Here is an 18,702-nt window from a genome sequence, read left to right as displayed (position 1 = left end):
TAAGCTCACCCAGCGACCTAAAGGCGTGCTCAAGGTGGTGATCAGTGATTGTTTGCGTACGCTCATTCCATTGCCTAATGTCTCATCGCTGACCGAAATATCCAGCAGCACCTGCTGCCCGTTCAGCCTTGGTGTGACCTGAAAGCCGCTGATGGCGCTCTGGCTGCCCTGTCCGTTAAACCGCCACGGTAGCGGCCGCTCGACCCCCAGACTGATGCTGCCGCTTTTGCCCGAGAGCAGGCTTAAGCTTTGCAGTATGCTGTTTTGGCGGCTGCCGCTATTGACCGACCAGCCATTATTGCTGGAAGTGCCGTTGCCCAGATTGATCTCGCTGCGGCTGCTTTGCGCCGATTTGTCCTGCGCCACTTCAATGTCCAGCATGGCAGGCTGGGTGTCCAGTTCGCGCGCCGCCTGTGCCAGTACCTGCTCGCGCTGCACACTGGCATTGATGATCAGCTTGCCTTCAAAGGCCGATAGCGATTCGCCCGGCTGCAGCGTCGGGCGTAGTGCCGCTGCGACTTCGCCTGCATTAGCCCAGTCAAGCGTCAGCACCTGCAAGGCATGGGCAGGCAGGGTGAGCAGCAGCAAGAATGCATGCAGTACGGCTTTCATCAGTACTCCTTGCCGGCGCGCCAGATGGAAAAAATGAGCCACAGGCTGTTGAGCATGGCCACCATAAAGCCCAGAAAGCCGAATAGTGGCAGGCCGAACAGCATGGGGCCGGCATTGACCGTCATGACGATGCTGGAGCCTATGATCAGGCAGCCGGTGACAATGCCCATGGTCAGGCGGTTGGCGCTTTTGTCTATCTGGCGGCCGAAACTGTCCAGCCTTGCCAGATCCAGATTAATGCGGAACTTGCCCTGACGTATATCGCGCGCCATGCGCACCATATCGTGCGGCAGGCCTGACAGCATGGTAATGCCGTCCAGCAGGCTTTGCTTGCCTTTGCGGGCGATGGCTTTGGGGTGATAGCGCGCCTTGATGAGGTCGCGCACAAAAGGGGTGAGCTGGTCGACCAGATAAAACTCGGGGTCTAGCTGCCGCCCCAGCCCTTCCAGCGTGACCAGCGCCTTGAACAGCATTGCTAGGTCGGGTGGCAAGACAATGCCGTGATCGCGAATCAGCGCCATGATGTCGTTGATCAGCTGGCTGATATTCAGCTGGCCCAGCGGCACATGTTCGTACTGGAACATCAGCTCGGACACATCATAGGCAAAGCGTTGTTCATCCACCGGATTGCGCCCGGTCCATTCGATCAGAGCCTCGGCCATGGCACGTTCGTCGCGCCGTGCCAGCGCTGATAGCAAATCGACAATCTCGTCGCGCCTGACATGCGACAGGCGCCCGACCATGCCGAAATCGATAAAGGCAATGCGGTTGTCCGGCAGGTAGAACACATTGCCCGGGTGCGGGTCGGCGTGGAAAAAGCCGTTGATCAAGATCATCTTCAGTACGGCGTCAGCGCCGCGCCGCGCCAGCAGGCCGGCATCCAGCCCCGCCTCAGGCAAAAGGTCGAGCCGCCCGCCCGGAATGCCCTCGATATAGTCCTGCACATTGATTTCGCTATTGCTGAAATCCCAGTACACCTTGGGCACCACTACATGCGGGTCGTCCTTGAAGTCGCGGGCGAAACGGTCCATGCCGCGTCCTTCTGCCGCCAGATCCAGCTCGCGCTTAAGCGAGCGGGCGAACTGGGCGACAATTTCGCGCGCATGGTAGTGGCGCGTCTCGGGGAACTCCATCTCGATCAGGTAGGCAATATGGTCGAGGATGCGCAGATCGGCTTCGACCTTGGCGACAATGGCGGGGCGCCGCAGCTTGATGGCCACCGGTGTGCCATTTTTCAGGCGGGCGCGGTGCACCTGAGCGATGGAGGCTGCGCCTATGGGCTGGGCTTCGAACGCGTCGAAGACCTCGTCCAGCGGGCGGCCCAGTGCCTTGCTGATCAGCGGGGCTACTTGCAAGGCGGGGATGGGAGGGACGCGGTTTTGCAGTTTTTCGAATTCGGCAATCCACTCGGGTGGAAACACATCGACGCGGGTGGAAAGTATCTGTCCGAGCTTGATAAAGGTCGGTCCCAGTTCTTCAAAAGCGAGGCGCAGGCGTACCGGTGTCGGAATGGCCGTCACGGTTTCCGTGGTCTCGTGTCGCAGCAACTTGGCCATCTGCGCCATGGCGCTGGGCAGGCCCAGGCGTTCGGCAAAGCGCCCCAGTCCATGGCGCACCAGAATCGCACTGATTTCGCGCAGGCGGGGGAGGTCGCGCATGGCAACCAGCGTTTCTCTTAACATGGCTATCCAGATGTTTAGGACTTCGACTTTACACTGCAGGTCACGTTCGATAGAGTGCAGTGTATGAAATTGCCTTTATTCTTGCCAGCTCTGTTTTTTGCATTTTTCATGACTTTTGCTTATGCGGCGCCGGAGGCGCAAGTCAAGGGATTCGCAACAACCGAAGAACAGTCCGACCCTATTGCCCGCTTTGCTAGCTCACCGGGCGAAGAGGCCGTGGGTGACTTATTGCTGCAGGCGATGAGCCTGATTGGCGTGGCTTACCGCTTTGGCGGCAACTCGCCGGCATCGGGGCTGGATTGCAGTGGTTTCATCAAATACGTGTTTGAAAAGTCGCTCAAGGTTAATCTGCCGCGCACGGCAGCCGAAATGGCGCGCGCCGGCCGAGCGGTGGAGCGTAACGAGCTGGCGGCGGGCGATCTGGTTTTTTTCAATACCCGTGGCTTTCGCAACTCCCACGCCGGTATTTATCTGGGTGGCAACAAGTTTATCCATGCGCCGCGTAGCGGCAAGAATATTGAAGTTTCCAATATGACCGGCAGCTACTGGGTTAGCCGGTATAATGGCGCCCGTCGCGTGCAGCGTGGTCAGCCGGTGCAGCTGGAAGCCGCCGCCGTGGCCGAACGTCCGGCACGTAGCAGTGAAGCTGTCGCACCCGTTGCGCGTGGCACGAGCAAAAGTAAGGCGAACAGCCGTAACAAGGTTGCAGCTGGCAAGAAAAGTACGGCGCAAAAAAGTAGCGTAAAAAGCCGGACATCGACCCGTGCCAGTGCCAAAAGCAGCAAAGCTAGCAGCACTAAAAAACAGGCGAGCGCTAAAAAAGCACCGGCCAAAAAGACAAGCCGTCAGAAGAAAAGCAGCTAGGCGCCTCAAGATCAACCGTACGATGCCCGCTTAGGCGGGCATCTGCCTTTATGGGGGACACCCATGCAACTGGATATGCCGGTATGGCGTGATGCCGAGGGGAATACCCTCGCTTGCGTCGAGAAAATCAAGGTCATGCGCGAAAATCTGGAAGAACTCGCGCAAATGGCGCAGGACGCCTATGAGGATGCCATCCTGATGGGGTGTGATGAGGCGCAGATCAAGGCCTACCTGGTCAGCCTGATGCAAGCGCTGGACAATCCCTACACATCCTGACTTTAGAGGTGCACCCCGATGCAATGGCCTTTCGAAGCCCTGATCGGTTTACGTTATTTGCGCGCCCGGCGCCGTAACGGATTTATTTCCTTTATTTCGCTGGCTTCCATGATAGGCATTGCGCTGGGCGTGGCGGCGCTGATTATTGTGCTGTCGGTGATGAACGGCTTTCAGAAAGAAATCCGTACCCGCATTCTGGGCGTGGCCTCCCATGTGGAGGTGTCGGCCATGCAAGGTGGCATGGCTGACTGGCAGCAGGTGGCGAAAGTTGCCGGCGCCGAACCGGGGGTACATGCGGTGGCACCGTTTGTGTCGGCGCAGGGTCTGCTGTCTTATGGCGGTGCGGTGCGTGGCGTGATGGTGCGCGGCATCGAACCTAAAGCCGAGGATAAGGTCGTCGATGTAGGCAAGCATATGGTCAAGGGGCAACTGACCGATCTTAAGCCGGGCGAATTCGGCGTGCTATTGGGTACCGAGCTTGCCCGCCAACTGGGGGTCGGAGTCGGGGACAAGGTGACGCTGATTACGCCGCAGGGCAATGTGACGCCGGCGGGCATGATGCCGCGCCTGAAGCAGTTCACCATCAAGGGTTTGTTCAAGGTCGATATGTACGAGTACGACTCGGGCTTCGCCATGATAGACATGAAGGATGCGCAGACGCTGTTTCGCATGGGCGACAATGTCTCGGGGGTGCGCCTGAAGCTGGCCGACCTGTTTCAGGCACCGCTGGTGAAGCGTGACCTACAGCAGAAGCTGCCGGAAGCCTGGGTCTCGGACTGGAGCGACATGAATGCCAACTACTTCCGGGCCGTGCAGATAGAAAAGCGCATGATGTTCATCATCCTGACGCTGATTGTGGCGGTGGCAGCATTCAATCTGGTGTCGACGCTGGTGATGGTGGTAACCGACAAGCAAGCCGATATCGCCATCTTGCGCACCTTGGGTGCAAGTCCGGCCAGCATTATGAAGATTTTCATGATTCAGGGTGCAGTCGCCGGTGTGCTGGGCACTTTATCCGGTGTCGCGGCGGGGCTGGCGGTGGCCTGGAACCTTGATGTCATCATGCCGTTTATCGAACGTTTGCTGGGCGTCAAGCTGCTCTCCAGCGAGGTCTATCTGATCGACTATCTGCCGTCCGATGTGCAACTGACCGATGTGGGCACCATCGCCGTGATTTCGCTAGTGCTGTCCTTGCTGGCGACCCTGTATCCAAGCTGGCGCGCCGCGCGCACCCAGCCTGCCGAGGCCCTGCGTTATGAGTAATGTGATTGAAGCGGTCAATCTGGCCAAGGTATACGACGAGGGCGGGCTGAATGTGGAGGTTTTGTCCGGCATTAACCTCAATGTGGCGGTAGGCGAGCGTCTGGCTATTGTTGGTGCTTCAGGCTCCGGCAAAAGCACTCTGCTGCATTTGTTGGGCGGTCTGGATACGCCGACCCGGGGCGAGGTCAGTGTGGCTGGCGAGCGCTTGTCAGACTTGTCCGAGGCTGCACGCGGCCAATTGCGTAACCAGAAGCTGGGCTTTGTGTACCAGTTTCACCATCTGCTGCCCGAGTTTACTGCGCTGGAAAACGTGATGATGCCGCTATTGATCCGGCGCGAGCCACGGGCGCAGGCGGTGGCGGCGGCCAGCGAAATGCTGGCCAAGGTGGGCTTGGGCAGCCGGCTTGGGCACAAGCCGGGCGAACTCTCCGGTGGGGAGCGCCAGCGTGCAGCCATTGCGCGCGCGCTGGTCACACGCCCGGCCTGTGTGCTGGCCGACGAGCCGACCGGTAACCTTGATCGCGCCAATGCTCGCGTAGTGTTTGATCTGATGCTGTCGCTGAATGCGGATCTGGGGACCAGCCTGGTGATCGTGACCCACGACACCGAGCTTGCCGCGCATACCGGCCGCGTGCTGCATCTGGATGGTCAGGGCTTGTCGGAAGGATGATCTGTTGTATGTGTGCTGCGCGTGAGCTGCGTGTCGGTGCGAGTTTTTAATTTTTACCCGGAGTATGTTTTTTGTTGCAACGTGATGAACTGATCTTTGATTCCCTCTCCGCCATTTTGCAGACCGGCGCGGGCATGACCCAGCTGGCCGTTGGCTTGGCGTGCGGGGTGATCGCCTGGTTAATGTCCGGCTATGTTTACCGCCGTTTTTACCGCAGCCATCCCGAACGCTCGGAGCGTTTTGTCTCTTACATGGGTCTGCGTCTGGCCATGCCTCTGGGGGCCATGCTGTTGCTGGTTATCAGCATTTTCGGCTGGAAGTTGCTGGCTGACAGCCCGGCCAAGGTGTTGGCCACCATGGCGACGCTGATGTTCTGGCTGTCGGTGATACGCGTCATCAGTGCGGTCTTGCGCCAAGCCTTGCCGCGTGGCCGCTTTGAAAGCGGCAGCGAGCACTTCATGGCCATGGTGCTGTGGCTGCTGTATGCAGCCTGGGCGACCGGTATCGATGCCTTCGTGATCGAGTGGATGCAGTCGATTGCCTTTACCGTGGGCAAGACCCGGCTTGACCTGTTGATGATTATCAACGCCATCCTGTGGGTGTCCGTCATCGTGATCGGCGCCTTGTGGGTCAGCCGTGCGATCGAGTCGCGTCTGATGCGCCTGAAAGACCTCGACCTGTCGCTGCGCATCGTGTTTTCCAAGATTGCCCGCACAGCCTTGCTGATGGCGGCGGTGCTGATTGCACTGCCGGTGGTCGGTATTGATCTGACTGTCTTGTCGGTCTTCGGTGGTGCACTTGGTGTCGGTCTTGGTTTTGGCTTGCAGAAAATTGCCTCCAACTATGTGTCGGGCTTCATTATTTTGCTGGACCGCTCCATTCGTATCGGCGACCGTCTGGAGGTCGAAGGGCGTCTGGGGGTCGTGACCAAGATCACGTCGCGCTTTATCGTCCTCAAGAGTGCTGATGGCTCGGAAGCACTGGTGCCGAACGAGGTGCTGATCAGCAGTACCGTGATCAATACCTCGTACTCTGACAAGGCGATCTGGACCAGCCTGCCTATCGGCGTGGCTTATGGTACGGATCTGGATCTGGCGCTGCGCCTATTGCGCGAAGCCGCCGACCATCCGCGCGTGCTCAAGGAGCCGGGCCCGTCTGCTTTTGTGCTCGAATTTGCCGATTCCAGTATCAATCTGTCGCTGGGCATCTGGGTTTCCGATCCGGAAAACGGCTTCCTGGGGCTCAAGTCGGAGATCAATCTGGCGATCTGGCGCAAATTCCAGGAAAACGGAATCCAGATTCCGTTCCCGCAGCGCGAGATCCGTATTCTTAAAGACGAAGCCTGAAACGCGAGGGTGGTATGAGTGCAAAAGAGCTGGCCATTGTTGATGATGACAAGGCAGTGCGCGATGCGCTGCTCTGGCTGCTGGACGGTCAGCCTTTTGCCGTCAGTCCTTTTGAGAGCGCCGAGGCCTTGCTGCAAAGCGGGGACCCTGCACGCTTTCACTGCCTGATTGTCGATTTGCGTCTGGGTGGCATGAGTGGTCTGGTTTTGCTGGAACGTCTGGCGCTGGCACCTTATTGCCCGCCAGTCATTATGCTGACGGCGCATGGCGATGTGCCGCATGCGGTTGCCGCACTTAAGCTGGGCGCAGTCGACTTTCTGGAAAAGCCGTTTGACGACGAGCATCTGATTGCTTTATTGCAGCAGTGTCTGGCGCGGGATGAGACGCAGCGTAAACACTATTACGGCAAACTGCATATCGAAGCGACACTGGCTTCATTGACCGAGCGCGAACGCGAAGTGATGAAGCTGGTGCTGATGGGCAAGCTGAACAAACAGATAGCCGATGAGCTGGCGATCAGCATGAAGACGGTCGAAGTCCACCGTGCACGCGTATTCGACAAAATGGGCGTGAAGTCGGCGGTCGAGCTAGCCAGCCGTCTGGCAGAAAGGCAGGCTTGAATGGCCGGCAATAAGCAGCCCGTCTCGGTGCTGGTGTTGTTGTATACCGCCCAAGGCCGGGTGTTGTTGATCGAGCGCGCCGATAAGCCCGGCTTTTGGCAGTCGGTAACCGGCAGCCGGGAAGGGCAGGAAGCACTGCTTGCTACCGCCTGGCGCGAACTGGGAGAGGAAACCGGTTTTTCCGCTGCTGACGGTGTTATGCATGACTGGGTGCAAAGCTCGGTCTATGAAATCTATCCGCACTGGCGCCACCGTTATCCCGAGGGGGTGACGCACAATACCGAACATGTCTTTGCCTTCGAGTTGTCCGAAGAATCGACGCCCCGGCTCAATGCTCGCGAGCATACCGCGTATGTCTGGCTAGACTGGCAAGAGGCGGCACAGCGCGTATTTTCTCCTTCCAATGCGGTAGCTATCCGGGAATTGGGCCGTCGGCTGTCGTCTTTGTCCTGAATTTCATTGGAAGTCATCATGGCCGTTACCCGTTTGCATCAATGGCGCAAGCTGCTGCCACAGGTGCCGCTGGCGTTGTTGTTGCTCATCGAAGCACTGCTGCTGGGTTATCCCTTGGTGACTGAGTTGCCCAGAACCTTGCCCGGCAATTTCTGGCATGCCGAGTCGGCCATACTGGCCGAGTTCAGCTGGTTCATGCTGCCGCGCCTGTTGCTGGTCAGCGGTTTGGTACTGATGGCGATAGGCTTGCTATTGCGTGCCCGGGCTGCGTGGTTCTTCGCCTTGATGCTGGTGCTGCTGGTGACGCCGCTGTTGTGGCGCTCCGGGCTGGTGCAGCATAGTGCGCTTGCTTTGTCGTGGGCCTTAGTGTTGTTGCTTTTGTTGTTTCGCGACAGTTTTCAGGGGTCTAGTGTCGTTGCCGGGGCCTTGGTGACCTTGCTGATTGTCAGTGCTTTGCTGTGCTATGCCATGGTGGGTTCATTATCGTTGGGAGCGGATTTTATCCCGCCCATTCTGAACCCGATGACTGCGCTGTATTTCAGTCTGGTAACCATGACGACGGTCGGTTATGGCGATATTGTCCCGCACACCGACGCCGCACGGCTGTTTACACTTTCCATCATCATCCTGGGTATTACCGTATTTGCAACGGCTTTGAGTACATTGGTTGGTCCCATGTTGAACTCAAGCATGCAACGCATTATCAAGGGGAAGGGACGTAAAATGAAACGCTCCGGTCATTTTCTGATCGTCGGTGCATCACCATTGGCACATAATCTGTACGAGAGTTTGAGCCAGCGCGGGCTTAAAGTGACAGTGCTGTTATCTCCCGAGAGTGCGCAGCAGCATAGTCTGCCTGATGATGCGGATATCGTGGTCGGGGAAACTTCTGATACCGGGGTCCTTAAAGAGGCGGGCGCGCAGTTGGCGCGCTCGGTGCTGGCGCTGGGGGCGGATGATGCCGATAATGCATTTGTAGTGCTGGCGATGAAGGATCTGGCCAGCGATGTGCGTACGGTTGTGCTACTCAACGACAACCGTCATCTGGAAAAAATCAAGCGGTGCCAGCCGGATGTGCTGATTGCTCCCCAGTTGCTGGGGAGCGAGATTCTGGCGCGTCTGCTTAATGGTGAAACCATGGACAAGGACACCATTACCGACTTGTTGCTGCAGGGCAATCCGGCCAAGTTAAGCGATTGAACTTGCGCGTCTAGCCTGTGATCGTGGCCAGACGTGCCTTGTCGTAACACTCTCCCCCCATGTTCAGCTCTTCACCATCATGCCAGCGGCTGGAGTCGCCCTCGCTGATAAACCAGTGCCGGCCGCGCTCATCCAGGTGGACAAAGACGCCACCTTGCAAAGTCTGCTCTTCCAGATCTTCGATGCTGTACGGCATATCGCCACCATAGGGTTTAAACGTATCCTGGCTATGATCCCATACCCATTGGCGTGCAGTACCCATGCTGTCATCTCCTGCTAAGTCGAGTGTCGTTGATGGTGCTTTAAACAAATATCCTATCGGGCGTAGGGCTAAGATGCAAACTGTCTTGGTGATGGCTAGGATCTTTGCTATCCCTGTCCAAGTCCTAGGGTCATAATAAGCACAAGCGTGCATGGTGCCGTTTATCTGATGGTCGGGGCGTATTCAACGCACCGTGGTATTTAGCCTGAGTCTAGTGCGATGAAACCGCTATCCGTTGCAACCTATAACATCCACAAAGGCATGTCGCCGCTTAACCGCAAAGTGACGGTGCCGGCGATGGCGCGGGCGCTGGATACGCTATCGTCCGATGTGGTTTTTTTACAGGAAGTGCAGGGGCGCAATACCTTGCGTGCCCTGCGTCACCCTAACTGGCCCAGCTTGCCGCAACATCATTATCTGGCACGCCATCTGGGCAGCAAGGTCACTTATGGCTTGAATGCCGCCTATGATCATGGCCATCACGGCAATGCCCTGTTGTCGCGCTTTCCGGTAACCGAGTGGTGCAATCTTGATATCAGCGTCAATAGACTGGAGAGCCGCGGCATCTTGCATTGCATGTTGCAACCGCAGGGCTGGGCGCAGCCGGTGGTGACTTTGTGCGCCCACCTTAATTTGCTGGCGCGCGACCGGCGCAAGCAATTCGAGGCGCTATCGCGTTATATCGACAGCAATGTACCACCTGACGCCATGCTGATTCTGGCTGGTGACTTCAATGACTGGCGTGACGAGGCCAGTGCCATCCTGCGCGAGCGTGCCGGTTTGAATGAGGTGTTTCGTTTGCTTAACGGCGAGTGCGCCAGAAGCTTTCCGGCGCGCATGCCCATGCTGGCGCTGGACCGCATCTATGTGCGTGGCCTTCGGCCGGTCTCGGCCGAAGTTCATCGCGGCTTGCCCTGGGCCAAGTTGTCCGACCACTTGCCGCTCAGCGCACAATTGCTCCCGCTATAAAACAACACCTTCGGAAGATAATATTTTGTATCCACCCCTTGACGGATGCGGGTAGTGGCTGGTAGATTTTGCTCCAGATACATCGCCGATTTGATACAGCTTGCGGGCGTAAAACAGCTAAAGCGTGGACGGATTGCATCTGGCAATCTGCACTTCAGTTCTACCGAAGTTCCATGATTGAAGCTCGCCGCAAGTGGCGGGCTTTTTGCATTTCTAGGGACTTCGATGATACATCTCAATAACGTGAGCAAGCGCTTTCGCCATCCCGACGGTGGCTGGTTTGATGCCGTGCGCGCGACCACACTTTCCATTGCCGAGGGTGAAATATTCGGCCTGATCGGTTTTTCCGGCGCAGGTAAATCCACCTTGTTGCGCCTGATCAATTTGCTGGAACGCCCCGAAGCGGGCGCCGTACTGGTGGATGGTCAGGATCTGACCCGCTTGTCAGCCCGCGAACTGCGTCGTGCACGGCAAAATATCGGTATGGTGTTTCAGCAGTTCAATCTGCTGGCCAACCGCACTGTCGCGGAAAATGTAGCCTTTCCGCTGGAAATTGCCGGCTGGAACCGCGCCGATATTGCGCTGCGTGTAGCCGAGTGCCTTGAAGTCGTGGGCCTGACCGACCGAGCTGAACATTACCCGGCCCAGCTCTCGGGCGGGCAGAAGCAGCGGGTAGGGATTGCCCGTGCGCTGGCGCCGCGCCCCAAGGTGATTCTGGCCGACGAGCCGACTTCGGCGCTGGACCCGAAAACCACACAAAGCGTATTGCAGTGCCTGGCCGATATTAATGTGCGTTTTGGCGTCACCATTGTGCTGGTTACCCATGAAATGGGCGTGGTACGCGCAATCTGCCAGCGCGCGGCCTTGCTTGACGGCGGGTCGGTAGTCGAAGTGATGGATGTCAAACAAGGCGAGGTGCAGGCGTTGTCGTCTGCCGCGCGCGATATGCTGGAGGCTGCGTAATGGAAGCGATCACTTTTGCCGAAGCCTGGAGCAATCTGGTGCTGCTGGGGCCGGAAATCTGGCAAGCTTGCCTGGAAACCGCGCTGATGCTGGGCATAGGCTTGTCCGCTGCCGTCTTGCTGGGTGGCCCTTTGGGTGTGTGGCTGTATCTGGCGCAGCCGGGGCAGATTCTTGCCAACCGTTTTGTCGCCGGCTTGCTGGGCTGGTTGGTCAACCTGGTGCGCTCTTTTCCTTTCATTATCCTGATGGTTTCGCTGGTGCCCTTAACCCGGCTGATCGTCGGCAGTACCATAGGCCCGGTCGCAGCGGCCGTGCCTTTGTCGTTCGCCGCCATTCCGTATTTTGCCCGTCTGGTCGAACAGACGCTGCGTGAAGTGCCGCGCGGTGTGGTCGAGGCCGCCGAAGCCATGGGGGCGAGCCCCTTGCAGATTGTGTTTAAGGTCTTGTTGCGCGAAGCGCGTGCCGGCCTGGTGAATGCGCTGACCATCCTGACCATCAGCTTTCTGAGTTATTCCGCCGTAGCCGGTGTCGTGGGCGGCGGTGGTATTGGCGATCTGGCTATCCGCTACGGCTATTACCGTTTCCAGAGTGAAGTCATGCTGGCCATGGTGCTGCTGCTGGTGGTGGTCGTGCAGATTATCCAGCTGGGCGGCAACTACCTGGCTGCGCGTCTGGACAAGCGTTAACCCTTTTATCAAGCATCCATACCAAGGAGAAACAAGATGCGTACAAGCTTTATCAAAACACTGGTGGCCGTTGCGGTTGGCCTGAGCTTTACCGGCGCGGCAGTTGCTGCTGACCCGGCCAAGAAAAACATCGTGATCGGTACGACGGTGGGTGACTTTGGCGATATGGTTAAGCTCAATATCAAGCCGCAGCTGGAAAAGCAGGGCTATAGCGTCAAGCTGGTCGAGTTTACCGATTATGTACGTCCTAATCTGGGTCTTGCCGAAGGCTCGCTCGATGTAAACGTGTTCCAGCACAAGCCGTATCTGGATTCGTTCAGCAAAGAGCACAAGCTGAGCCTGACGCCGGTGTTCCAGGTGCCGACCGCACCTTTGGGCGTTTACCCGGGCAAACTCAAGGCGCTGAAGGATGTGAAGGCAGGCAGCACGGTCGCCGCACCTAACGATCCGTCCAACTTCGCCCGTGCGCTGGTGATGCTGGCCGACCTGGGCTGGATCAAGCTTAAGCCGGGCATCAATCCGCTGACCGCTTCCGAGCGCGATATCGCCCAGAACGTCAAACAGGTGAAAATTGTCCAGCTGGAAGCAGCACAGCTGCCACGCGCCCGTGGCGATGTGGACTTTGCCATCATTAATGGCAACTACGCCACCAGCTCCGGCATCAAGCTGACCGAGGCCGTGTTCCAGGAAAAGAGCTACGCCTATGTGAACTGGGGTGTGGTCAAGAGCGCCGACGCCGCCAAGCCATGGGCCAAGGATGTAGTCGCCGCCTACAACTCTCCTGCCTTCAAGGCGTGGGCGCAAAAGCAGTATCCGGGTTACAAGCTGCCGCAAAACTGGAAGTAAGCTTGAGCGAATTCAGCCAACGGCACCTGAACAGGTGCCGTTTTTTGTGTCTGAAAATCGCCTATGCTGCGCTTTGGGTTTGTCTGGAAGCTGCGAATGAGCACAGCATATTTTACGAGGGCCGTCATCACACAGTCGGCACGCATTGATCTGGCTTGTCAGGCATTGGCAGGGCCGGGTGGGGCTCAGCGCGCAGATGCGGTGCATGACTTGCGTCTTGCGCTGCGGGCATTGCGCACCGTGTTGCTGTTTTTTCGCGGCAGCGAGACGGCCGATACGCTGCGCCGGCACTTGGCCCAGAGCTATCGCTTGAGTCGCGAGGCGCGCGAGCTTGAAGTTGCGCTGGATGGACTGGCCTTGTTGCAGGTGCGCCATCCGCTGGCGCTAAACGTGGATCTGGCCTGGGCGCGTGCCTTGCAGTGTGAACGCAGTAGCTTGTTGCCGCGCTTGCAGCCTGATTTAGTGTCGGCACTGGCCTTGCTTTTGCCTTTTCTTACTGGCGCGGATGCGCTGCTGGGTAGGCGACGCTTGCGCAAACTGGCGCGCATGCAGGCCAAGCATTTATGGCAAAAAGTGCAAGGCAAGCTGCGGCGTGCGCTTAAAAGCGGGAAGCGCGCACACTGGCATGCTGCACGGCTGGCTATCAAGCGCTATCGTGGTTGGGGCGTGCAGTTTGCGCCGCTTCTTAACCGGCGTACCCGCAAGCGGGTGAAGATTTTATTATCCGTGCAGGGTTTGCTTGGCGAACTGAATGACTGGGGGGCGCTGGCGCAGCGGCTGCAGGCCGAGGAGGTACTCGCCAAAGCTTGGCGCCGTATCATCATGCGGAGGGAGAGGCGTTTGCAAAAGGTGCTGAGCAGGTATATCCGGCGGCAGGTTTGGGGTGTAATGCAAGCCAAGTAGCTGCGTGGGCGCATCTTTTACCATAAGGCAAGGGTTTTGTTTGCCGTAATCAGGTATACTGCGCGCAGGAAAGCTGTGCTGCCCGTTGGCTGAGAGCGTTCGCCTGGACTCATCCGGGTTCCGCCCGCCTCATTCTCGCCTCGTTTCCCGTAACGAATAACTGCCGATTTCGGCATATCCTGACGGACATCTCCGCCAGCTCTTGCTTAACAGGGGTCGGCGCTGGAGTGTTAATGAGGGGGCAGTCAGAGCATTGTTGAAGACACGGATGCCCGCCATCAGATGGGGGGCTATCGGAGATAGGTTATGGCTAAAGAAGAACTGTTGGAACTGCAAGGCGTCGTCGTTGACGTCATGCCGGATACCCGATTTAAAGTGCGTTTGGAAAATGGCGTTGAAGTCGTGGCATATGCCTCGGGTAAAATGCGCAAATTCCGCATCCGCATTCTGGAAGGCGACAAGGTCACGGTTGAAATGTCGCCGTATGACCTGACCAAGGCGCGCATCAGCTTCCGTCACAAGGAAGAACGCGGCCCGTCGTCGGCACCTTCGTTCCGCCGCTAAGCAAGACTTGCGGGCGCGGATCAGGCCTTTGCCCCCCGTGCCCGAACTTCCCTTCGTATTCCCGCTGCCCGCCGTTCCGGTTGGTGCGAAATCCTCGTTTTACCCTTTGCCCGTCCGTCAATAGGCGCGGCTACGCTCTACCTTGCCTGTCACTTCTTGCCCTTGTTCCAGAGCCTGTATGCGCCGTGCAATCTGCGCTGCCGCCTCGCCGATCAAGGTCTGGGCCGCGCTATGTGGCGTAATCATGGTGCGCGGGTGCTGCCATAGTGGATGCCCGGCCGCTAGCGGCTCCAGCGCGAATACGTCCAGCAAGGCAAAGCGCAGTACGCCGCTGTTAAGTGCCGCGAGTAGGGCGTTTTCATCGAGCTGATCACCACGCCCGGCATGAATCAGTGCGCTGCCTGCGGGCAGAAGAGCCAACCGTTCAGTATTTAGCAGGCCGCGGGTCAGCACAGTGGAGGGCAGCAGATTGATCAGCACATCGGTCTGGGTCAAGAGGGCGTTTAGCTGGTCTTCGCCATGTACGCAGTTGATGCCGGCTAAGGTGCGCATCTTGCGGCTATAGCCGCTGACGCAATAGCCATCCCCCGCCAGCGCCGCCGCGACGCGCCCGCCCATTTCACCCAGCCCCAAGACACTGATGCGCGTGTCGGCCTTGCGCCTGTCCGGCTGAACCTGCCATTGCTGCGCCTGCTGCTGTGTGCGGTAAAAATCGAAGCTGCGCTGCCAGTGCAGCACGCCATAGCGTGCATATTCGATCATTTGTTCGGCCATGCCGGCATCGGTCAGTCGGTAGATGGGGATGTCGCTTGCGAGATCCTGCCGGCCCAGCAGGCGATCGACCCCCGCGCCCAGTGCAAATACCCCTTGCACGCCCGAGAGGCCGCTAAAAAAGCCCTCGGGCGGGTTCCATACCACCGCATAGCGTGTACAAGGTTCGCTCTGGTTGCTGACGGTATGCCCGGGCAAGAGGCGGGACAGGGCGGCGATATAGCTTTGCTGATGTTCAGGGTGGTAGACGGTAATCACGGCGGGTTCCTTGCCTGTGGCTGGCGGACGCAAATGCATGCGTTTTTTTTGCAAGCCACTATGCTGGAAAAAAAGGGAGCATGCAATGAGACTGGAACTCTTTAATCAGGTTGCCAACCTGATCGGGCTGAAAAAGCGCTCGCGCGAGGCGGTATGGCTGATCGAGATTGAGGGCATGACCTGCAGCGGCGCGGCGCGGCAGATGGATTTGTCCGTCTCCACCGTGTCGCGCGCCCATGCCCGTTACCGCCGCGCGGTGCAGGCCATCAATGTGATGGCGCCGCACCTGCCGATGTAGGTCTTACCAGATGATTTTGGCGCGGCTCTCGCCCAGCGTATCGGCTAGCGCCAGCAGCAGCGCATCATCCAGCCTGACCCCCCATGCCGGCGGCAGCATCAATTCGCCCTTGGCCTGACCGTTGTTGTAGTGCAGGCGTACCGGGCAGCCGGCTTCTTCGCTTTTGTAATCGACCAAGGTGCTTCTGAGCTTGCCCACATCGGCGGTGTGATCCAGCTGGATAGCCAGCGAGCGCGCATAGCGGCTGCGCGCCTCGCCCAGCTGGTAGACATGTTCGGCGATAATGCGCAGGCCGCCGGAGAACTTGTCCTCGCTGACTTTGCCTTCCACCACCAGAACGGTGTCTTCTTTCAGGCGGTCGCGGTTGGCGTCAAAGCCTTCGGCAAACAGCGATACCTCCAGCTTGGCACTGCCGTCATCCAGTTGCACGAAAGCCATCTTGCCGCGATTGCCCACCTTGACGCGGATGCCGGTGACAAAGCCTGCCAGTAGCTGCGGCTCCTTGCGCGGCACCAGACGGGATAGCGGCGTTTTGATAAAGCCGCGCACCTCTTTTTCATACGACTTGAACGGGTGGCCGGACAGATAGTAGCCGATGGCCTGTTTTTCTTCGGCCAGTTGCACCGCTGGCGTCCAGGCGCGGGTCTCCACCATAGGAACTGGCGGCACCACATCGTCGCCGAACATATCGAACAGCCCGCCCTGACCCTCGTTGGCCGCTTCCTGACTGGCCGCTTCCAGTGCCAGAGCGACATTGGCGAACAGTCTGGCGCGGTTGCTATCCAGTGCATCGAATGCGCCGGCGCGTATCAGCGCTTCGACCGTGCGTTTGTTGACGATGCGTTTGTCGGTACGGCTGCAAAAATCGAACAGATCCTTGAACGGGCCGCTGGCCTCGCGCACCGCGATAATGTGCTCGACCGCCGCTTCGCCCGTGCCCTTGATCGCACCCAGCGCATAGCGGATATGGCTGCGGTCGGTCGGCACAAAGCGGTAGAAGCCCTGGTTGACGTCGGGCGGCAGGAAGGTGAGGCCGTTGGCCAGCGCATCATCGTAAAAAATCTTGAGCTGGTCGGTATTGTCCAGTTCGCTGGACATGGTTGCTGCCATAAAGGCCGAACAGTGGTGCGCCTTGAGCCACGCCGTCTGGTAGGACACCACGGCGTAGGCGGCGGTGTGCGATTTGTTAAAGCCGTATTCGGCAAACATCGCCATCAGGTCAAACAGATGGGTGGCCAGTTCCTTGGTGTAGCCCTTTTTTTCTGCGCCTTCGGTGAAGATGCCGCGGTGCTTGTCCATCTCCTCGGCTTTTTTCTTGCCCATCGCCCGGCGCAGCATGTCGGCGCCGCCCAGGGTATAGCCGCCGATGATCTGCGAGATCTGCATCACCTGTTCCTGATACACGATCACGCCATAGGTCGGGTCCAGGCAGGCGGTCAGGTCAGGATGGAAGTAGTCCACCGCCTGCTTGCCGGCTTTACGCAGGATAAAGTCGTCCACCATGCCCGAACCCAGCGGGCCCGGCCGGTACAGCGCCAGCACGGCGATGATGTCTTCAAAACGGTCGGGCTTGAGCTTCTCCAGCAGGCGCTTCATGCCGTCCGATTCCAGCTGGAACACGGCGGTGGTATTGGCGGTCTGCAAGATGCGGTAGGCCGCCGGGTCGGTGAACTCCAGCAGGTTCAGGTCGGTGTCGAAGGTTGGATCCAGTTGCTTGATATAGCGTGCAGCCAGATCGATGATGGTCAGGTTTCTGAGGCCCAGAAAGTCGAACTTCACCAGACCGATTTTTTCGACATCGTCCTTGTCCAGCATGGATACCGAGACTGCGTCTTCGCCTGATGCCTGATACAGCGGGCAGAAATCGGTCAGCTTGCCCGGTGCGATCAGAACGCCGCCCGCGTGCATGCCGATGCCGCGGGTCAGACCCTCCAGCTTCTTGGCCAGCACCCATAGTTGGGCGACTTCTTCCTCGTTTTCCAGCCGCTCTTTCAGTACCGGCTCCATCGCGACCGCATCGTCCAGCGAGTACTGTTTGCCCGGTGCGGCCGGAATCAGCTTGGACAGCTGGTCACAGAACATATATGGCAGGTCGAGCACGCGCCCCACATCACGGATCACCGCCTTGGCCGCCATGGTGCCGAAGGTGGCAATCTGCGACACCGCCTCCTGGCCATAGGTCTGGCGCACGTATTCGATGACGCGGTAGCGGTTGTCCTGGCAGAAGTCGACGTCGAAGTCGGGCATGGAAACCCGTTCCGGGTTAAGGAAGCGCTCGAACAGCAGTGCATATTCCAGCGGGTCGATATCGGTAATCTTCAGGCTGTAGGCAACCAGGGAACCTGCACCCGAGCCGCGGCCTGGCCCCACCGGGCAGCCGTTATGCTTGGCCCAGTTGATAAAGTCTGCCACGATCAAAAAGTAGCCGGGAAACCCCATCTGGATGATGGTGTCGGTCTCGAACTTGAGGCGGTCAACGTAGCGTGCACGCTGGTTCTCGCGCTCCTCGGCTTGCGGATACAGCTCGATCAGCCGCTCTTCCAGACCTTTTTTCGCCTCCTGCACCATAAAGTCGTCCAGACTCATGCCGTCCGGTGTCGGGAAGTCCGGCAGGTAGTTGGTGCCCAGCTCGACGGTGAAATTACAGCGCTTGGCGATTTCGACCGAGTTTTGCAGCGCCTCGGGTACATCGGCGAAGCGTTCCAGCATTTGCGCGCTGCTAAGGAAGTACTGGCAGTCGGCAAATTTCTTTTGCCGGCGCTTGTCGGACAGGGTAAAGCCTTCGGCGATACACACCCGCGCCTCGTGCGCCATATAGTCGTCCGCATCCATAAACTGGATGGGGTGGGTGGCCACCACCGGCAGGCCCGCTTCACCGGCCAGACGCAAGGTAGCCTGCACGATGGCCTCGACCTGCGGGTTGTCCACGCGCTGGATTTCCAGATAGAAGCTGTCGGGAAACAGGCGCGCCCAGCTTTGTGCCCGTGCCAGTGCTTCTTCCGGGTTGCCATTGCTTAGCGAGACGCCGATATCGCCCAGTTGCGCGCCGGACAGGCAAATCAGCTGACTATTGTCGCCGTCTTCCAGCCACTCGCGCTTGATCTCGGCGCGTCCGCGCACCTGGTTGCCGGTAAAGGCCGCAGCCAAGAGTTCGCACAGGCGGCCGTAGCCGGCGCGGTTCTTGGCGATCAGCATC

At 58.6% G+C, this 18,702-nt stretch carries 20 protein-coding genes; 15 read left to right on the top strand and 5 right to left on the bottom strand.

The features are described 5' to 3' along the window. Both EGI20_RS11170 and EGI20_RS11165 read right to left on the bottom strand, forming a co-directional pair. Positions 1–612: hypothetical protein (locus tag EGI20_RS11170; protein ID WP_498631519.1), on the bottom strand; the 612-nt coding region annotated here is incomplete at its 3' end. Beyond that, positions 612–2,270, bottom strand: coding sequence for an ABC1 kinase family protein (locus tag EGI20_RS11165; RefSeq protein ID WP_498631518.1), 1,659 nt, complete (start codon positions 2,268–2,270; stop codon positions 612–614). The genes EGI20_RS11165 and EGI20_RS11170, both read right to left, overlap by 1 nt. A 132-nt stretch (positions 2,271–2,402) precedes the next feature. On the opposite strand from EGI20_RS11165, the gene EGI20_RS11160 reads away from it, so the two are divergent. The 8 genes from EGI20_RS11160 to kch all read left to right on the top strand — a co-directional run bounded on the left by EGI20_RS11160 (position 2,403) and on the right by kch (position 8,986). Continuing rightward, a complete protein-coding gene (locus tag EGI20_RS11160; RefSeq protein WP_498631517.1) occupies positions 2,403–3,158 on the top strand; it encodes a C40 family peptidase in 756 nt (251 codons plus the stop codon). A gap of 63 nt (positions 3,159–3,221) precedes the next feature. After that, on the top strand, positions 3,222–3,434 hold the full coding sequence (locus tag EGI20_RS11155; RefSeq protein WP_124736427.1) for a hypothetical protein: 213 nt from the start codon (positions 3,222–3,224) through the stop codon (positions 3,432–3,434). Between the two features lie 18 nt (positions 3,435–3,452). Then, a complete protein-coding gene (locus EGI20_RS11150; protein ID WP_498631516.1) occupies positions 3,453–4,697 on the top strand; it encodes a lipoprotein-releasing ABC transporter permease subunit in 1,245 nt (414 codons plus the stop codon). Then, a complete protein-coding gene (gene lolD, locus EGI20_RS11145) occupies positions 4,690–5,367 on the top strand; it encodes a lipoprotein-releasing ABC transporter ATP-binding protein LolD (RefSeq protein ID WP_498631515.1) in 678 nt (225 codons plus the stop codon). The genes EGI20_RS11150 and lolD overlap by 8 nt, the downstream gene beginning before the upstream one ends. Before the next feature lie 71 nt (positions 5,368–5,438). Beyond that, a complete protein-coding gene (locus tag EGI20_RS11140; protein ID WP_498631514.1) occupies positions 5,439–6,713 on the top strand; it encodes a mechanosensitive ion channel family protein in 1,275 nt (424 codons plus the stop codon). 14 nt (positions 6,714–6,727) lie between these two features. Beyond that, positions 6,728–7,333 (top strand): response regulator transcription factor, encoded by a 606-nt coding sequence (locus tag EGI20_RS11135; RefSeq protein WP_498631513.1) that lies wholly within the window; start codon positions 6,728–6,730, stop codon positions 7,331–7,333. After that, on the top strand, positions 7,334–7,786 hold the full coding sequence (gene nudB / locus EGI20_RS11130) for a dihydroneopterin triphosphate diphosphatase (RefSeq protein ID WP_498631512.1): 453 nt from the start codon (positions 7,334–7,336) through the stop codon (positions 7,784–7,786). A gap of 18 nt (positions 7,787–7,804) precedes the next feature. Then, the gene (gene kch, locus EGI20_RS11125) at positions 7,805–8,986 is read left to right on the top strand and encodes a voltage-gated potassium channel protein (protein WP_498631511.1); all 1,182 of its coding nucleotides are present in this window, start codon (positions 7,805–7,807) and stop codon (positions 8,984–8,986) included. 10 nt (positions 8,987–8,996) lie between these two features. Here kch and EGI20_RS11120 read toward each other — a convergent pair whose 3' ends face one another. Next, positions 8,997–9,248 (bottom strand): hypothetical protein, encoded by a 252-nt coding sequence (locus EGI20_RS11120; protein ID WP_498631510.1) that lies wholly within the window; start codon positions 9,246–9,248, stop codon positions 8,997–8,999. Positions 9,249–9,467: 219 nt separating this feature from the next. On the opposite strand from EGI20_RS11120, the gene EGI20_RS11115 reads away from it, so the two are divergent. The 6 genes from EGI20_RS11115 (at position 9,468) to infA (ending at position 14,179) form a co-directional block, all read left to right on the top strand. Further along, positions 9,468–10,217, top strand: a complete 750-nt coding sequence (locus EGI20_RS11115; protein WP_498631509.1) for an endonuclease/exonuclease/phosphatase family protein — start codon at positions 9,468–9,470, stop codon at positions 10,215–10,217. A 225-nt stretch (positions 10,218–10,442) separates the two neighbouring features. Then, the gene (locus EGI20_RS11110) at positions 10,443–11,180 is read left to right on the top strand and encodes a methionine ABC transporter ATP-binding protein (protein WP_498631508.1); all 738 of its coding nucleotides are present in this window, start codon (positions 10,443–10,445) and stop codon (positions 11,178–11,180) included. Further along, a complete protein-coding gene (locus EGI20_RS11105) occupies positions 11,180–11,866 on the top strand; it encodes a methionine ABC transporter permease (protein WP_124736409.1) in 687 nt (228 codons plus the stop codon). The genes EGI20_RS11110 and EGI20_RS11105 overlap by 1 nt, the downstream gene beginning before the upstream one ends. 36 nt (positions 11,867–11,902) lie before the next feature. Then, positions 11,903–12,712 (top strand): MetQ/NlpA family ABC transporter substrate-binding protein, encoded by an 810-nt coding sequence (locus EGI20_RS11100; RefSeq protein WP_498631507.1) that lies wholly within the window; start codon positions 11,903–11,905, stop codon positions 12,710–12,712. Positions 12,713–12,808: 96 nt separating this feature from the next. Then, positions 12,809–13,615 carry a CHAD domain-containing protein gene (locus EGI20_RS11095; RefSeq protein WP_498631506.1) on the top strand — a complete coding sequence of 269 codons (807 nt, stop codon included), beginning with the start codon at positions 12,809–12,811 and terminating at the stop codon, positions 13,613–13,615. A gap of 306 nt (positions 13,616–13,921) precedes the next feature. Beyond that, entirely contained in the window at positions 13,922–14,179 is a 258-nt protein-coding gene (gene infA / locus EGI20_RS11090) for a translation initiation factor IF-1 (RefSeq protein WP_124736406.1), read from the top strand. 117 nt (positions 14,180–14,296) lie between these two features. On the opposite strand, the gene EGI20_RS11085 is transcribed toward infA, so the two are convergent. Then, on the bottom strand, positions 14,297–15,208 hold the full coding sequence (locus EGI20_RS11085; RefSeq protein WP_498631505.1) for a 2-hydroxyacid dehydrogenase: 912 nt from the start codon (positions 15,206–15,208) through the stop codon (positions 14,297–14,299). 85 nt (positions 15,209–15,293) lie between these two features. Here EGI20_RS11085 and EGI20_RS11080 point away from each other — a divergent pair, with 85 nt between their 5' ends. Further along, positions 15,294–15,506 carry a sigma factor-like helix-turn-helix DNA-binding protein gene (locus EGI20_RS11080; RefSeq protein WP_124736405.1) on the top strand — a complete coding sequence of 71 codons (213 nt, stop codon included), beginning with the start codon at positions 15,294–15,296 and terminating at the stop codon, positions 15,504–15,506. A 3-nt stretch (positions 15,507–15,509) separates the two neighbouring features. Here EGI20_RS11080 and dnaE read toward each other — a convergent pair. After that, positions 15,510–18,702, bottom strand: a 3,193-nt coding sequence (gene dnaE, locus EGI20_RS11075; RefSeq protein WP_498631504.1) for a DNA polymerase III subunit alpha, incomplete at its 5' end; no start/stop codon positions are given.

Source organism: Aquitalea sp. S1-19 (assembly GCF_024343515.1).
This window is presented reverse-complemented; position numbering and strand designations above follow the sequence as displayed.

Coding starts and splice junctions, on each gene's coding strand:
- EGI20_RS11165 (WP_498631518.1), bottom strand. CDS start 2,270: ATGCGCGACCTCCCCCGCCTGCGCGAAATCAGTGCGATTCTGGTGCGC.
- EGI20_RS11160 (WP_498631517.1), top strand. CDS start 2,403: ATGACTTTTGCTTATGCGGCGCCGGAGGCGCAAGTCAAGGGATTCGCA.
- EGI20_RS11155 (WP_124736427.1), top strand. CDS start 3,222: ATGCAACTGGATATGCCGGTATGGCGTGATGCCGAGGGGAATACCCTC.
- EGI20_RS11150 (WP_498631516.1), top strand. CDS start 3,453: ATGCAATGGCCTTTCGAAGCCCTGATCGGTTTACGTTATTTGCGCGCC.
- lolD (WP_498631515.1), top strand. CDS start 4,690: ATGAGTAATGTGATTGAAGCGGTCAATCTGGCCAAGGTATACGACGAG.
- EGI20_RS11135 (WP_498631513.1), top strand. CDS start 6,728: ATGAGTGCAAAAGAGCTGGCCATTGTTGATGATGACAAGGCAGTGCGC.
- nudB (WP_498631512.1), top strand. CDS start 7,334: ATGGCCGGCAATAAGCAGCCCGTCTCGGTGCTGGTGTTGTTGTATACC.
- kch (WP_498631511.1), top strand. CDS start 7,805: ATGGCCGTTACCCGTTTGCATCAATGGCGCAAGCTGCTGCCACAGGTG.
- EGI20_RS11120 (WP_498631510.1), bottom strand. CDS start 9,248: ATGGGTACTGCACGCCAATGGGTATGGGATCATAGCCAGGATACGTTT.
- EGI20_RS11115 (WP_498631509.1), top strand. CDS start 9,468: ATGAAACCGCTATCCGTTGCAACCTATAACATCCACAAAGGCATGTCG.
- EGI20_RS11110 (WP_498631508.1), top strand. CDS start 10,443: ATGATACATCTCAATAACGTGAGCAAGCGCTTTCGCCATCCCGACGGT.
- EGI20_RS11105 (WP_124736409.1), top strand. CDS start 11,180: ATGGAAGCGATCACTTTTGCCGAAGCCTGGAGCAATCTGGTGCTGCTG.
- EGI20_RS11100 (WP_498631507.1), top strand. CDS start 11,903: ATGCGTACAAGCTTTATCAAAACACTGGTGGCCGTTGCGGTTGGCCTG.
- EGI20_RS11095 (WP_498631506.1), top strand. CDS start 12,809: ATGAGCACAGCATATTTTACGAGGGCCGTCATCACACAGTCGGCACGC.
- infA (WP_124736406.1), top strand. CDS start 13,922: ATGGCTAAAGAAGAACTGTTGGAACTGCAAGGCGTCGTCGTTGACGTC.
- EGI20_RS11080 (WP_124736405.1), top strand. CDS start 15,294: ATGAGACTGGAACTCTTTAATCAGGTTGCCAACCTGATCGGGCTGAAA.